Origin of the sequence: Rhodovulum euryhalinum (assembly GCF_004342445.1) — a bacterium.
GTDB classification, from domain to species: Bacteria; Pseudomonadota; Alphaproteobacteria; order Rhodobacterales; family Rhodobacteraceae; genus Rhodovulum; species Rhodovulum euryhalinum.
The window spans coordinates 1-13728 of the sequence record NZ_SLWW01000012.1; the positions used below are offsets into that span (position 1 = coordinate 1).

12 protein-coding genes and 2 tRNA genes are annotated in these 13728 nt (G+C 68.2%); 5 read left to right on the plus strand and 9 right to left on the minus strand.

Features of this window, described 5'->3' with window-relative positions:
• Window positions 1-48: 48 nt before the first annotated feature.
• The 4 genes from EV655_RS13910 to exbB form a co-directional block, all read right to left on the minus strand.
• Window positions 49-555, minus strand: a complete 507-nt coding sequence (locus EV655_RS13910) for a DUF2478 domain-containing protein (RefSeq protein WP_243645086.1) — start codon at window positions 553-555, stop codon at window positions 49-51.
• A gap of 299 nt (window positions 556-854) precedes the next feature.
• Entirely contained in the window at window positions 855-1478 is a 624-nt protein-coding gene (locus EV655_RS19120; protein WP_132545885.1) for an energy transducer TonB family protein, read from the minus strand.
• Between the two features lie 237 nt (window positions 1479-1715).
• Entirely contained in the window at window positions 1716-2141 is a 426-nt protein-coding gene (gene exbD, locus EV655_RS13920; RefSeq protein ID WP_132546085.1) for a TonB system transport protein ExbD, read from the minus strand.
• A complete protein-coding gene (gene exbB / locus EV655_RS13925; RefSeq protein ID WP_243645087.1) occupies window positions 2141-3166 on the minus strand; it encodes a tonB-system energizer ExbB in 1026 nt (341 codons plus the stop codon). The genes exbD and exbB overlap by 1 nt, the downstream gene beginning before the upstream one ends.
• On the opposite strand from exbB, the gene EV655_RS13930 reads away from it, so the two are divergent.
• Complete coding sequence (locus tag EV655_RS13930) at window positions 3155-3649, plus strand: hypothetical protein (protein ID WP_207901981.1); 495 nt, start codon at window positions 3155-3157, stop codon at window positions 3647-3649. The two genes, exbB and EV655_RS13930, sit on opposite strands and share 12 nt — an antisense overlap.
• A gap of 300 nt (window positions 3650-3949) precedes the next feature.
• Here EV655_RS13930 and EV655_RS13935 read toward each other — a convergent pair.
• Window positions 3950-4026 (minus strand) — tRNA-Arg (locus EV655_RS13935).
• A gap of 113 nt (window positions 4027-4139) precedes the next feature.
• Between EV655_RS13935 and EV655_RS13940 the strand changes: the two genes are divergently transcribed.
• Complete coding sequence (locus tag EV655_RS13940; RefSeq protein ID WP_132545887.1) at window positions 4140-5189, plus strand: LacI family DNA-binding transcriptional regulator; 1050 nt, start codon at window positions 4140-4142, stop codon at window positions 5187-5189.
• Between the two features lie 48 nt (window positions 5190-5237).
• Here the strand turns inward: EV655_RS13940 and EV655_RS13945 are convergent, their stop codons facing one another.
• The 3 genes from EV655_RS13945 to dctP form a co-directional block, all read right to left on the minus strand.
• Window positions 5238-6593: a TRAP transporter large permease gene (locus EV655_RS13945; RefSeq protein ID WP_132545889.1), complete on the minus strand. Its 1356-nt coding sequence runs from the start codon at window positions 6591-6593 to the stop codon at window positions 5238-5240.
• Window positions 6594-6596: 3 nt separating this feature from the next.
• The gene (locus EV655_RS13950) at window positions 6597-7907 is read right to left on the minus strand and encodes a TRAP transporter small permease subunit (RefSeq protein WP_132545891.1); all 1311 of its coding nucleotides are present in this window, start codon (window positions 7905-7907) and stop codon (window positions 6597-6599) included.
• Between the two features lie 82 nt (window positions 7908-7989).
• Window positions 7990-9084 (minus strand): TRAP transporter substrate-binding protein DctP, encoded by a 1095-nt coding sequence (gene dctP, locus EV655_RS13955; protein ID WP_243645088.1) that lies wholly within the window; start codon window positions 9082-9084, stop codon window positions 7990-7992.
• A 296-nt stretch (window positions 9085-9380) separates the two neighbouring features.
• On the opposite strand from dctP, the gene EV655_RS13960 reads away from it, so the two are divergent.
• Window positions 9381-11294, plus strand: coding sequence for a cation-translocating P-type ATPase (locus EV655_RS13960; protein ID WP_165905362.1), 1914 nt, complete (start codon window positions 9381-9383; stop codon window positions 11292-11294).
• 64 nt (window positions 11295-11358) lie between these two features.
• Here EV655_RS13960 and EV655_RS13965 read toward each other — a convergent pair.
• Window positions 11359-11434 (minus strand) — tRNA-Lys (locus tag EV655_RS13965).
• Window positions 11435-11545: 111 nt separating this feature from the next.
• Between EV655_RS13965 and dapF the strand changes: the two genes are divergently transcribed.
• On the plus strand, window positions 11546-12382 hold the full coding sequence (gene dapF, locus EV655_RS13970; protein ID WP_132546088.1) for a diaminopimelate epimerase: 837 nt from the start codon (window positions 11546-11548) through the stop codon (window positions 12380-12382).
• Window positions 12382-13650 carry a tRNA (N(6)-L-threonylcarbamoyladenosine(37)-C(2))-methylthiotransferase MtaB gene (gene mtaB / locus EV655_RS13975; RefSeq protein WP_132545894.1) on the plus strand — a complete coding sequence of 423 codons (1269 nt, stop codon included), beginning with the start codon at window positions 12382-12384 and terminating at the stop codon, window positions 13648-13650. Before dapF ends, mtaB begins: the two co-directional genes overlap by 1 nt.
• The last annotated feature ends 78 nt before the right edge of the window (window positions 13651-13728 follow it).

Here is a 13728-nt window from a genome sequence, read left to right on the forward strand (position 1 = left end):
TCGAGCCATGTGATCCTGGCCCTGCCCTGAGCCCCGGCGGGGGCCTGATCAGGCGCGGACCGGCATCGCCCGGCGGCACCAGTCGAGCACGGCCTCCGGCTCGGGCGCCAGCCAGTCGGCGCAGCCGCCGGTGAAGTCCTCCCACGAGGCGGTGCAATCACGGCGGACCGCGGCAAGGACGGGGATCTGCCGCTCGCACGCCTTCTCGATCACGGCGCGGAAGCCATGCCCCTCGGCCTCGGCCTTGCCATAGCGCGGCAGCACGACGAGGTCGGGGCCGGCTTCCAGCGCCAGCAGCGCCGCGCCTGCGGCTTCGGCCAGCCCTTGCGGATCGAGGCTGCAACCCGTCGACCCCGGCCCCAGCCGCTGCGAGATGCCGAACAGGCCGCCCCCGGAAAGGTCTTCGACCGCCATCCCGCAGGCGTCGGTCCGGGTCTGCCGGAACCCCGCCAGCCGGTGCCCCTGGGCCATGAGTGCGGCCACCACGCCCGCCAGCAGCGTGTCCACCGACACGTCCTCGACAAGGGGAATCGCGGCAATGCGAATCTCTGCCATGACCTCACTCGCCTGATCCATCCTTGCGTCCCGTTCCTCGCCGCCCGTCCTGCCGCCGAGCCCATCCCGCAGCGGTCTCGACGGGTTTCGACATACAATCGTTAGGCATATGCGGTATATAGCGGTGCTGTCCGAGGCAAGCGCCATCGCCGCGCGACCGTGTGCCTGCGTCTCGACCATGCGTGCCGTGATCAGCCTTCATTCGATTCCAGCGCCCTGACAGCGCAACTGCCCAACCACGAGGCAGATCACGAACGCTCCCGGCCCTGACCGGTTGCATCACGATCCGACGAGGGCGCCTATCGCCTGAAACGTATGGAAAGGGAGAAACCGTAACGGGCCTCGGTCAGCGCCGCGGGCGCGGGCGGGAAACCTCCCGCGGAACGAACCGCCCGAAGCGCCATGTCGTCCAGGCGCGGATTGCCCGACGACCTGGCCACCGAGGCCGACAGCAATGCGCCATCCCGCCCGACCCACAGGGAAAGTGCCACGATCCCCTCCCGACCTGGCGCTCCACGCGCCCGGCGCTGAATGCGTGCGAGAATTTCGGACCCCCAGCGCGCCTTCAGGCTGGAGAGGTCCCCCTTTGCAGCACCCGGTCCGGCCGCCGACCGGCCGGACGCGACGGGACTGCCCCGGGAGGGTGCAAGGACGGTCGGCCGGGCGGTCCGTGGCCGTTCGCCGTGCCGCGTTTCGGGCGCTTCGCTGCGCGGTTGCGGCCGCGACTCCGGGCGCTTGGTCACCCGCACTGGTGCGGACGGAGGAGGTTCGATGTCGAAATTCCCAGGGACCGGCGCCGCAAGCCTCGGCAGCGCTGTCCGTTGTGCCAAAGGTGAGGGCTCCCGGAAAGTCAGGCTCGACCTGGAACCGGTTGCCAGTAGGGCATCGGGCGCAGGCATGGGGCGCAGGGCGGTCATGGGCATGGCGGGGGCGACTTCCGGCGCGGCGACGGCGGCAAGGTCTGCCGACGCGGCGCCGAGGTCGAGCAGGATCGCCGTCTCGACCCCGTCGGATCGCCCGACGATCCGGTCATGGTCCTGCAGGGCCAGTGCAACGGCCAGGATGGCGAGCCCCCCCCGTCATCGCCGCTGCCGGCCAGCCGAGCCCGTCCTGCCACCGGTGGCGGGCGCCGAGGCGTAGCGCCCAGTCGTCGGCGGTCGTCATTGCGAACCTCCTGCGCCGGCCTCGAGCCCGACCAGCGCGACCTTGAGATAGCCCGCCGCGCGCAGGTCGTTCATCACCTCCATCAGCGCGCCATAGGCAACGGCCTCGTCCGCGCGCAGGAAGACCCGCGTGTCCCGGTCGCCGCCCGTCACCGCATCGAGCGCGGCCCCAAGCGTCTCACGCGGGATGGGGGCGTTCCGGAGATACAGGCCGAGATCCCGCCGAAGGCTGAGGAAGACCGGCTCGTCGGGCCGCGGGGCCGGCTGTGCGGTCGATCCGGGCAGGTCCACCGGCACATCGACGGTCGAAAGCGGCGCGGCGACCATGAAGATGATAAGCAGCACCAGCATGACGTTGATGAAGGGGGTCACGTTGATCTCGTGTGTTTCCTCAAGGCCGCCCTCCTCGCCGCCAGAGCGCATCATCGTTCGGCCCGGCCCGCGACACGCAGATCGAGGTCCCGGCTCATGAGCCGTTCGACCGCCGCGCCGGCATCCGACAGCGCCAGCCGCCAGGAGGCGGTCGCGCGGACGAAGTGGTTGTAGAGCACGACGGCCGGAATCGCCGCGAGAAGTCCCATCGCGGTCGCAAGCAGCGCCTCGGCAATTCCCGGCGCCACGACGGCGAGATTGGTGGTCCCGCTATCCGATATGCCAACGAAGGCGTTCATGATGCCCCAGACCGTGCCGAAGAGTCCGGCGAAGGGCGCGGTCGACGCGATGGTGGCCAGAATCCCGAGGCCACGCCGCAGGCGGGACGCTGCCTGTGCCTCGGTGCGCTCGACGATCGACCGCACGCGCTGCCTGAGTCCTTCCGGACCGGCCAGCGAAAGCGCCTCGTCCGACCGGAGATACTCCTCGAAGGACGCGGTCGCCATGAACGCGGCCGGATCGAGGCGCCCCGAAAGCCGCCGCGCCGCCGCCCCGAGGCTTTCGGCCCCGCGGATCGTCGCGACCGATCGCGACAGACGACGGCGCGCAAGGCCGATCTCCGTGGCCTTGAAGATCAGGACCGTTCCGGTCACGAGGATCGCGCCGGCCAGCACAGCCATGACCGCCTGCACCATTGGGTGCGCCGCCGCGAACATTGCGCGCGGGGTCAGGGGGTGGTCGGGTGCCGCCAGACCGGCGGGCTGCGGCAGGAGCGCGTTTTCGTGCGTCCATGTCGGCGCCGGAGCCGGGTGCGTGCTTGCGGGACGTGACGACGGCGCATCCGGACGCGGCAGTTCGAAGACCTCGCTCTCCGTCGCCGGGGCCGGAAGCGCATCGGGAAGACGGGGGTCGCCGTCGCGTGGCGTATCGGCCCAGGCGGTCGCCGACAGACCGAGCCCAATAACCATCGTGCAGACGATGCCCGTTCTGAGTCCCTGCTCCGCGCGGCGGTGAAGGCCGGTGACATTCAATTCCGGCTGCGGCTGGACGGGAATAACTGGCAGATGCCCGACCACATGCTGACCACGGAACCAGCGAACTCGCCACACTTGACCGGGACAAACGGCGGCGCATTGAACCGCAGCCTGTTTTCCCCTGTGTTCCGAAACGAGTTGAACGGCGAAGAACAGAACGTTGCCGTGCACTTGGACGGGGACGGCACGGTCAAGTGGTGGCACCGCAACGTGGCCAAGGCCAGCTACGGCATGGGCCTGCAAGGCTGGAAGCGCGGGCGTATCTCCCCTGACTTCATCTTCGCCACGGGCGGCAATGCAGGCGCTGGGCGGATCGTGGTGCTGGAAACCAAGGGCGACCACCTGCAAAATCCGGACACCGACTACAAGCGCAACGTCTTGGACTTCCTCACTCAGAACTTCTCCTGGGATCAGGCGGTGCCTGCCGGTCAGCTACAGATCGCCATGACCGGCGAGACGGTGGAATGCGCCTTGGTGCTGATGGAGGACATGCCCACGAAGCTACCGGCGCTTTTGGCGAAATAGACTCGGTCGAGAGGGGGTATTTCGCGCCAGTTTTGACTTAGGAGCAGTTTTGCCCTGACCGGACGCAGATGACACAAATGTCGCAGATGCTATTATCACCAAGAGCGGCCTGCCTTCTGGATCCTTCCAGCACTGCGAACCGACTCCAACAGAATCCGCCCGCTACGCTCATTCTCACCGTCCGTGTCCAACAAATTTCGGAGGCATCCAGGTTATGTTGGGGGGATTCTAGGGGGGGGACGACACCAAAGCGAATAGAATATATACTTACTTTTTTATCAACAACTTAGGTGCATGTGCTGGCGACCCCGGCAGGACTCGAACCTGCAACCTATCCCTTAGGAGGGGATTGCTCTATCCAGTTGAGCCACGGGGTCGCGCGGGGTCTTTCTCCACGGAAAGCGCCGCCCATGCAAGCCTGCATCAGCTTGGACATTCCCTTGCCCTGCGTTTATCTAGGCCGATCAGCCGTGACAGGAGCGCCGCGCCCGTGACCGTTTCCGACCCGCCCCGCCCGCGCCGGCCCCTGACGCTGCGCGACGTGTCAGAGGCCTCGGGGGTATCCGAGATGACGGTCAGCCGGGTCCTGCGCCACAGCGGCGACGTCTCGGAAAAGACCCGGGCAAAGGTGCTCGAGGCGGCGCAGCAGCTTGGGTACGTGCCGAACAAGATCGCGGGCGGGCTGGCCAGCCAGCGGGTGAACCTGGTCGGTGTCATCATCCCGTCGCTGTCGAACATGGTCTTTCCCGAGGTGCTGTCGGGGATCAACGAGGTGCTGGAGAACACGCCGCTGCAACCGGTGTTCGGCCTGTCGCGCTATGACCCGCCGCACGAGGAGAAGGTGCTGTTCGAGATGCTGTCCTGGCGGCCCGCGGGGGTGATCGTCACGGGGCTGGAACATTCCGAGCGCACCCGCGCGATGCTGCGCGCCGCGGGAATCCCGGTGGTCGAGATCATGGACCTGGATGGCGAGCCGGTGGATTCCGTGGTCGGGATCTCGCACCGCCGGGCGGGGGCCGAGATGGCCCGCTCGATCGCCGCAGCGGGCTATCGGCGGATCGGGTTCCTGGGCACCAAGATGCCGATGGATCACCGCGCGCGGAAGCGGTTCGAAGGCTTCACCGGGGCGCTGGCGCGGGCCGGGATCGAGGTGGCCGATCACGAGTTCTACTCGGGCGGCTCGGGGCTGGCCAAGGGGCGCGAGATGACCCGAGCCCTGCTGGAACGCAGCCCCGATCTCGACTTTCTCTACTATTCGAACGACATGATCGCGGCGGGCGGGCTGCTGTGCTGCCTGGAAAGGGGTCTGGACGTGCCGGGCAGGCTGGGGCTTGCCGGGTTCAACGGGATCGAGCTTCTGGACGGTCTGCCGCTGCGGCCCGCGACGATGGACATCCAGCGGCGCGAGATCGGGCGGCGCGCGGCGCGGATCATTGCCGATTGCGTCGAGAGGGGGCTTTTCGGTACGGGCGAGCGGGTGGCCCTGACCCCCCGGATCGACCCCGGCGACACGCTGCGCCCTGCAAGCCCGGCCCCCTGAGCACAGGACCGCGGCGTTCCCGCCGCGGCCCGTTCCGCCGGGGGTGCCTCAGTCGTAGACTAGGCCAGGCAGCCAGGTGATCACCTGGGGGAACAGCATGCAGATCGTGAGCCCCACCAGTTGCAACCCGAGGAACGGCAGCGCCGAGCGGAAGATGTCGCTCATCGGGATCTCGGCGGGCGCCACGCCGCGCAGGTAGAACAGCGCATAGCCGAAGGGCGGCGAGAGAAAGCTCATCTGCATGTTCACGAGGTAAAGCACCCCGAACCACAGCACGAGATCGTTGGGATCCGACAGCCCGAAGGACTGCGCGCCCAGCGCCTTGATGATCGGCACGAAGATCGGCACGCACAGCAGAAGGATGCCGACCCAGTCGAGGAACATCCCCAGGATGATCAGCAGGATCTGCATCAGGATCAGGATGCCCCAGGGGCCGAGACCCGTGGCCGCAAGGCTGTCCTGCACGAATTGCTGTCCGCCCTCCAGCACGTAGAGCCCGACGAAGATCGTCGCGCCGAACATGATCCAGATCACCATCGCACTGGCCTTCAGCGTGGTGATGCAGGCCTCGCTGACGGTGTACCAGTCCAGCTTGCGGTGGATCGCCGCGACGATGAAGGCGCCGAAGGTGCCGATGCCGGCGGCCTCGACCGGCGTCGCGATGCCGGTGAAGATCACCCCCAGCACCACCACGATCAGCACGATGGGCGCCGACATGTTGCCCATCAGCCGCAGCTTTTCGCCGGTCGAGATGCGTTCCTCGACCGGGATCGGCGGGCCGAGCCGCGGGTTGATGTAGCTGCGGACCACCACGTAAAGCATGTAGAGCCCCGACAGCATCAACCCGGGAATGACCGCGCCGATGAACAGCTCGCCCACCGACTGTTCGGCCACCACGGCATAGATGATCGCCAGGATCGAGGGCGGGATCAGGATGCCCAGCGTCCCGCCCGCCATGATCGAGCCCATCGCGATCTTGGGGTCGTAGCCGCGCTTCAGCATGGCGGGCAGCGCGATGATGCCCATCGTCACCACCGCCGCGCCGATCACGCCGACCATGGCCGCAAGGATCGTGGACGCCAGGATGGTGGCCGCCGCAAGCCCGCCCTTCACCCCGCCCAGCACCTTGTAGATCACGTCGAACATGTCGTTGATGATGCCGGCGCGTTCCAGCATCGCTGCCATGAAGATGAACAGCGGGATCGCCGACAGCTGATAGTTGGTCATCAGCGGGAAGATGCGGCTGGGCACGATGTTCAGCGCCTCGGCATCGCCCAGGATGAACAGGAAGACGCAGGCCAGCCCCCCGGTGACGAAGGCCAGCGGCAGCCCCGCCATCAGCAGGACCAGGAGGCTGCCGAACATGATCAGCGTCAGCCACTCGATACCGATTTCAAGTCCCATGCCTTACGCTCCCTGCCGGATGGCCTGGATGTCCTTGCCGATCTTCGAGATGCCCTGCAGCACCAGCAGAAGCCCGCCCAGCACCATCACCCATTTCATCGGCCACAAGGGCACCTCCCACTCGTTGAAGCTGATCTCACCCCAGCGGATCGCGGGGTCGGTCCACTGGTCCAGCGTCAGGCTGCCCAGCATCTGGATCAGCGTCATGTCGCCCCGCGCCCAGTCCGAGACCAGCGCGTTGCCCGTGGGAACCGCGACCGCGTCCATGGCAAAGATCCAGGACGTCACCAGCAACGTGCCCGCGAAGATGAAGAAGAAGACCGAGGTCAGAAGATCCACCCACGCCTTCCGCGGGCGCGACAGCGGCGCATAGAAGATGTCGACCCGCACATGGCTTTCGGTCAGCATCGCATAGGCGCCCGCGATCAGGTATTGCATGCCGAACATCAGGTACATGCCCTCATGCGCCCAGCTTGTCGGGCTGTTGAAGACATAGCGGGCGATGACCTCGTAATAGTAGACGAAGACCGCGATCACCGCCCAGTAGGCGACGAACTCGCCGCAGAACAGTGACAGCCGGTCGATCCAGTTGGTCGCGTATTCGCGGTCGTGCTTGGGGCCTTCCTCGGCCTCGGCGGCTTCGAGCGCCAGTTCGGCCTCGGTCTTGGGCGTGAACGACAGGTTGGCGTTGGCCTTGCGCACCATGAAGGGCAGCAACAGCGCGTCGATCGCCAGCGCCGCCAGGATCAGGTAGAAGGCATAGCCCGCCCGGGATGACCATGTCTCGCGCAGCTCGGCGGCGGTTTCGCGCCGGGGCCCGAACTCGGCCACAGCGGCGCGGGCCTCTTCCAGGCGCGCCTCGCCCGCCCGGACCGTTTCCTGCGTCCGTTCGAGCCGCCGCTCGACGCTGCGCCGGGCAAAGCTGCCTTCCTCGGCCGCCGCGAATTCGGCCTCCAGTTCGGGCAGGTTCCTGCGCGCCTCGTCGACGCGCGGCGCCTCGCGCGCGACCGTGCGTTCGGCCACGCGCAACTGGTTCGCCACGTCCGACAGGGCCGATCGCGCCTGCTGCTCCTGCACGTTGGCATAGAGGATGAACACGAAGATCGGCAGGTAGAGCAGGCCGAAGAGGTTCTTGAGGTAGAGCCGGTGCAGCCCGATGATCCCGCCGGTGACGAGGATCAGATAGCCGAGCGCGGTGGAATAGCGCCGCTCCTCGGGGCGTGGACGGCGCGCCAGCACCATGGCGATCAGCGGGAAGACGATCAGGCCGGCCCAGTAGAGCCAGTGCGGCAGCGTGAAGCTGAGACCAGGCATCATGCAGTCCTAGTTCGCGTGGAGGGGCAAGATGCCGCCCGGATCGCCCGGGCGGCTTCTGTCGATCAGGCGGACAGCGCGCTCAGAGGTCGAGCGTCAGCCCCTCGATCTGCTCGGGCGTGACATAGCCCAGCGAGCCGGACAGCATGTAGTCGAGCTGGATCTTGAACACCCGCGCCGCGTTCTTGTCGCGGTTGGCATATTTGAACCAGATCGGCACCGCGACCTCGGTCATCAGTTCCACGTCGTCCTGGGACAGGCGCGTGACCTCGACCCCGTCGGCCGCGAATTTGCCCCAGGCCTCCTGGTTGGCCTGCTGGATCGCGGCGTGGTGCATGTCGGAATAGACGTGGGTTTCCATCTCGACGAACTGCCGCATCTGCGGGCTCAGCGCATCCCAGGACGCCTGGCGCACGGTGATGTCCATCAGGTCGACCGGCTGGTAGATCGACATGAAACCCGCGGGCCCCATCGAGATGTATTTCGTCACCTGGCTGAAGCCGAGCGCGTAGTTGACGGCCGGGCCGGTGTAGTCGGCCACGTCGATCGTGCCCTTTTCCAGCGCGGGGAAGATCTCGGACCCCGGCAGAACGGTGGTCTCGGCGCCGATCTCGGTAAAGACATCGGCGACCATGCCGCCCGGCAGGCGCATCTTGCGGCCGCGAAAATCGTCGAGCGAGCGGATCGGCACCTTGGAGTGGATGATGTTGGCGTCGTGCTGCACCGGCCCGACGTAATACATGCCCTGCGCGGCATAGAGTTCGCGCGCGATCTCGAGGCCCCCGAGGCCGTAGAAGAACGTGTCGAATTCGTGCGGGTTGCGCAGGCCCAGCGGATAGCTGGTCAGGAAGGTCGCCGCCGGGATGATGCCCTGGGCATAGATGGTGAACGGGTTCACCGCGTCCAGCACGCCGTTCTTGACCGCGTCGTAAAGCTGGAAGTCGCCGACGACATCGTTCGCGCCGAAGGCCTGGAAGGCCAGTTCGCCGCCGGTCTTTTCCTGGATCGTGGCACACCAGTCCTTGAAGATCTGCAGGCCGGCGCCGCCGGGCCAGGATGTCTGGATCTTCCAGGTGGTACCGTTCGCCTGGGCGCCCGCGATATGCGGTGCTGCCAGCGTGGCGGCGCCCGCACCGGCAAGAGTACGCAGCGCGTGGCGACGCGTTGTGGTTCTCATCGTCATGTTTTCCTCCCGAGTCTTGGCGGCCCCGGGGGGCCGCGCGGGCATACTAGGCGCAAGCATCGAAATTGGTAAAGGAACTTTTCCAATAACCTTGCCGCCGCCATGAAGGCCGGTCACCCCCCCCGATCCATCCGCCGAATCGGCCGGTGCCACCCGGACCGCGTCGGCCCGGAGTCGATGAAGGCGACTGACACCCGGCCCCGGATCGGGCAATAAGGGGTCCGTTGGCTCCTGCGGAGGTGCCGCAGGCAACCATTGACGGGTCCATCGCGCGGGACGAGTGGAGAGCAATGCCGAAACTGACCGAAGACCCCTGGCCGCTGGTTCTGACCGGGCTGACGCTGTGCGGGATGGTGGCGGCCGGGATTGCCTATTGGGCGTTGCCGGCCGGGCTGGCCTGGGGGGCGGTGCTGGAGGCGGGCGCACTGGCGCTGGTCTATGCGGCGGGCGGCATCCCGGCGGGGGCGCGGGCGCTGGGGGCGCTGTGGCGCGAGCGGGAACTCGACATCGACCTTCTGATGGTGATCGCCGCACTGGCCGCGGCGGCGGTGGGGGCGGCGTTCGAGGGCGGCGTCCTGCTGACGCTGTTCAGCCTGTCGACCACGCTGGAGAGCCGCGCGATGGGCCGCGCGCGCCGGGCCATCGAGGCGTTGATGGAGTTGCGGCCCGACCGCGCGCTGCGCCGCACGGCCGATGGCATCGAAGAGATCCCGGTCGAGGCCCTGTCGCCCGGCGACGTGGTGATCCTGCGCCCCGGCGCGCGGGTTCCGGTCGACGCGGTGATCGTCGAGGGCGAGGGCACGCTGGACGAATCGACCATCACCGGCGAGTCGGTGCCGGTCCACAAGGCGCCGGGGGCGCAGGTCTTTGAGGCGACGGTGAACCTGCACGCGGTGCTGGCGGTCCGGGTCGCCCGTCCGCTGGCCGAAAGCACGGTGGCGCGGATGATCGCGCTGGTGACCGAGGCACAGGCGGCGCGGGCCCCTTCGGAACGGTTCTCGGAATGGTTCGGCCAGCGCTACACCGTTGCCGTGCTGGCCGGGTCGGCGCTGGCCTTCGCGGTGTTCCTGGGGCTTGGGCTGGGCTGGCACGAGGCGCTCTACAAGGCGGCGGTGCTGCTGGTGGCGGCCAGCCCCTGCGCCATCGTGATCTCGGTCCCCGCCGCGATCCTGTCGGCGCTGTCGGCGGCGGCGCGGGGTGGTGTGCTGTTCAAGGGCGGCGCGGCGCTGGAAACCCTGGCCCGGGTGTCGAGCTTTGCCTTTGACAAGACCGGCACGCTGACGACGGGCCGGCAAGAGGTCGTGGGCCTTCACTGCGAAGGCGACGAGGCCGGGTTCCTTGCCCGTCTCGCCGGTCTCGAGGCCCATTCCGAGCACCCGATCGCCGACGCGATCCGGCGGCTGGCCGAGACGCGGCAGATCCGGCCCGCCGAGGTGCGCGAGGCGCGCGCGGTGCCCGGCGAAGGCATGGTGGGCGTCGATGACGAGGGGATGATCTGGGCCGGCAACGCGCGGCTGGCGGCGCGGATGGGCGCGCGCGGCATCGAGGAAGAGACCCAGGCCCTGCTCGCCGCACTGCACGCGCCGCCGCAGACCCTGGTCCTGCTGGGCCGCGGCGCGCGGATCCTGGGCGCGGTGATGGTCGAGGACCGCCTGCGCGAGACGTCGCGCCCGGCGCTGGATGCGCTGCGCGCGGCCGGCGTCACGCATCTGGCGATGCTGACCGGGGACCGGCGCGCCGTGGCCGAACGCATCGCGGCCGATCTGGGCCTTCCCTCCGCGGCGATCCATGCCGACCTGCGCCCCGAGGACAAGGTGCGCATCGTGGCCGGGATGGCCGCGCGCGGCCGCGTGGCCTTCGTGGGCGACGGGGTGAACGATGCGGCGGCGCTGGCCCGTGCCGACGTGGGCATCGCGATGGGTGCCGCCGGGTCCGAGGTGGCACTGCAGGCCGCCGACGTGGCGCTGCTGTCCGAGGATATCCGCCGGTTGGCCGCGGCCCATGCGCTGGCCCGGCGCACTGCGCGGATCATCCGCCAGAACCTGGTTTTCGCGATGGGCGCGATGCTCACGCTGGTGGTCGCGGGCCTGTTCTTCCACTTGCCGATGCCGGTCGCCGTGGTCGGCCACGAGGGCGGCACCGTGCTCGTCGTGCTGAACGGCCTGAGGCTGCTGGCCGACCCGATCCGAAAGCGCGCCCGCTGACCCGTTCCCGCCCCGGCCCAACGCGAAAAGGGCCCGGCCATTCAAGGCTGGGCCCTTTTTCAAGTGGTGAGCCGTGCAGGATTCGAACCTGCGACCCACTGATTAAAAGTCAGTTGCTCTACCAACTGAGCTAACGGCCCACTTGAGGCCTGTTCCCTAGAAAAACCGCGGCAGGGGGTCAAGGGCAAAAACAGCGCCCAGGCCGCGCCATGGCTGGATTCGTCCGGGGCGCGGCGTTATATCCCCGCTCCATGGTCGAGACGCTGCACAAGAACGGCCTGCCCTTTGCCAAGATGCATGGGCTGGGCAACGATTTCGTCGTGATCGACGCAAGGGCAGGCGCGGTGCCGCTGACGCCCGGTCTTGTCGCGGCCATCGCCGACCGGCACCGGGGCGTTGGCTTTGACCAACTGGCGGTGATCGAGCCCGCGGACGACGCCGACGCGCGGCTGGTGTTCTACAACGCCGACGGTTCGCCCTCGGCCACCTGTGGCAACGCCACCCGCTGCATCGCGCGCCACCTGATGGACGAGACCGGTCAAACGGATCTGACGCTTGTCACCGAACGCGGGCGGCTGGCCGCGCGGGATGCGGGGGGCGGGCTGACCTCTGTCAACATGGGGCCACCGCTGCTGGACTGGGCCGGGATTCCGCTGGCCGACGCGATGGACACCCTGCACCTGCCGATTCCCGGCGATCCTGTCGCGACCGGCATGGGCAACCCGCACTGCACGTTCTTCGTGGCGGACGTAGGGGCGGTGGACCTCGCCAGTTTCGGCCCCGCCCATGAACACCACCCGCTGTTTCCCGCCCGCACCAATGTCCAGGTGGTGCAGCTGACCGGACCCGACCGGCTGCGGATGCGGGTCTGGGAACGCGGCACCGGGATCACGCTGGCCTCGGGCTCGTCCTCCTGCGCCGTTGCGGTGGCCTCTGCCCGGCGGGGGCTGACCGGGCGCCGCGTGACCGTGGTGCTGGACGGGGGCGAGCTGCTGGTCGATTGGCGCGAGGACGGGGTCTGGATGACCGGCCCCACGGCGCATGTCTTTGATGGCGTGTTCACCCCCGCCTTCCTTGGGGTGGTCTGATGGACCGCGCCGCCCCCCGCTTCACCACGCTCGGCTGCCGGCTGAATGCCTATGAAACCGAGGCGATGAAGGAACTTGCCACCGCCGCCGGGCTTGAGAACGTGCATGTCGTCAACACCTGCGCGGTGACGGCCGAGGCGGTGCGCAAGGCGCGGCAGGAAATCCGCCGCCTGCGGCGCGAGAACCCGTCCGCGAAGATCGTGGTGACCGGCTGCGCCGCCCAGACCGAACCGGGCCTCTTCGCGGCGATGGAGGAGGTCGACCTGGTTCTCGGCAATGCCGAGAAGATGGAAAAGGCCACCTGGGCGCGTCTGGCCGAGGCCCCGGATTTCGTTGGCGAGACCGAACGGGTGATGGTCGACGACATCATGTCGGTGCGGGAAACCGCGGGCCACCTGATCGACGGCTTCGGCACCCGCTCGCGCGCCTATGTCCAGGTGCAGAACGGCTGCGACCACCGCTGCACCTTCTGCATCATCCCCTTCGGCCGGGGCAATTCCCGGTCGGTGCCCGCGGGCGTGGTGGTGGACCAGATCGCGCGCCTTGTCGCGCGCGGCTATAACGAGGTGGTTCTGACCGGGGTGGACCTGACAAGCTGGGGCGCCGACCTGCCAGGCGCGCAGCGTCTGGGCGATCTTGTGCGGCGCATCCTCAAGCTGGTGCCGGAACTGCCGCGCCTGCGGATTTCCTCGATCGATTCGATCGAGGCCGACCCCGCCCTGATGGCCGCCATCGCCGAGGAAGACCGCCTGATGCCCCACCTGCACCTGTCGCTTCAGGCGGGCGACGACCTGATCCTCAAGCGGATGAAGCGCCGCCATTCCCGCGCCGACGCGATCCGGTTTTGCGAAGAGGCGCGCCGGCTTCGCCCCGACATGACCTTCGGCGCCGACATCATCGCGGGCTTTCCGACCGAGACCGAGGCGATGTTCGCCAATTCGCTGCGGCTGGTCGAGGACTGCGACCTGACCTGGCTGCATGTCTTCCCCTACTCCCCGCGCCCCGGCACCCCGGCCGCGCGGATGCCGCAGGTGGACGGCAACGCCGTCAAGGACCGCGCCGCGCGCCTGCGGGCGGCGGGCGAGGCGCAGGTCGCCCGCCACCTCGCCGCGCAGGTCGGCCGCACCCACCGCATCCTGATGGAAAGCCCCCGCATGGGCCGGACCGAACAGTTCACCGAGGTCGATTTCGCAAGCGACCGCCCCGAGGGGCAGATCGTGACGGCGACGACCACCGACCATGATTTGGGCCGTCTCAAGGCGGAATAGGATCGAATCCGCTGCGTTGCCTGCGCCGGTGCGCGACACCCGAATGGACAGATCGCCCGGCGCTCACTATCTTGCATG

Excerpts from the sequence above, each read along its gene's own strand:
- exbD (WP_132546085.1), bottom strand. The coding sequence starts at position 2,141 with ATGCGCTCTGGCGGCGAGGAGGGCGGCCTTGAGGAAACACACGAGATC.
- EV655_RS13945 (WP_132545889.1), bottom strand. The coding sequence starts at position 6,593 with ATGGGACTTGAAATCGGTATCGAGTGGCTGACGCTGATCATGTTCGGC.
- EV655_RS13910 (WP_243645086.1), bottom strand. The coding sequence starts at position 555 with ATGGCAGAGATTCGCATTGCCGCGATTCCCCTTGTCGAGGACGTGTCG.
- EV655_RS13950 (WP_132545891.1), bottom strand. The coding sequence starts at position 7,907 with ATGCCTGGTCTCAGCTTCACGCTGCCGCACTGGCTCTACTGGGCCGGC.
- EV655_RS19120 (WP_132545885.1), bottom strand. The coding sequence starts at position 1,478 with ATGCCCATGACCGCCCTGCGCCCCATGCCTGCGCCCGATGCCCTACTG.
- EV655_RS13930 (WP_207901981.1), top strand. The coding sequence starts at position 3,155 with ATGCCCGACCACATGCTGACCACGGAACCAGCGAACTCGCCACACTTG.
- dapF (WP_132546088.1), top strand. The coding sequence starts at position 11,546 with ATGGTCGAGACGCTGCACAAGAACGGCCTGCCCTTTGCCAAGATGCAT.
- mtaB (WP_132545894.1), top strand. The coding sequence starts at position 12,382 with ATGGACCGCGCCGCCCCCCGCTTCACCACGCTCGGCTGCCGGCTGAAT.
- EV655_RS13960 (WP_165905362.1), top strand. The coding sequence starts at position 9,381 with ATGCCGAAACTGACCGAAGACCCCTGGCCGCTGGTTCTGACCGGGCTG.
- dctP (WP_243645088.1), bottom strand. The coding sequence starts at position 9,084 with ATGAGAACCACAACGCGTCGCCACGCGCTGCGTACTCTTGCCGGTGCG.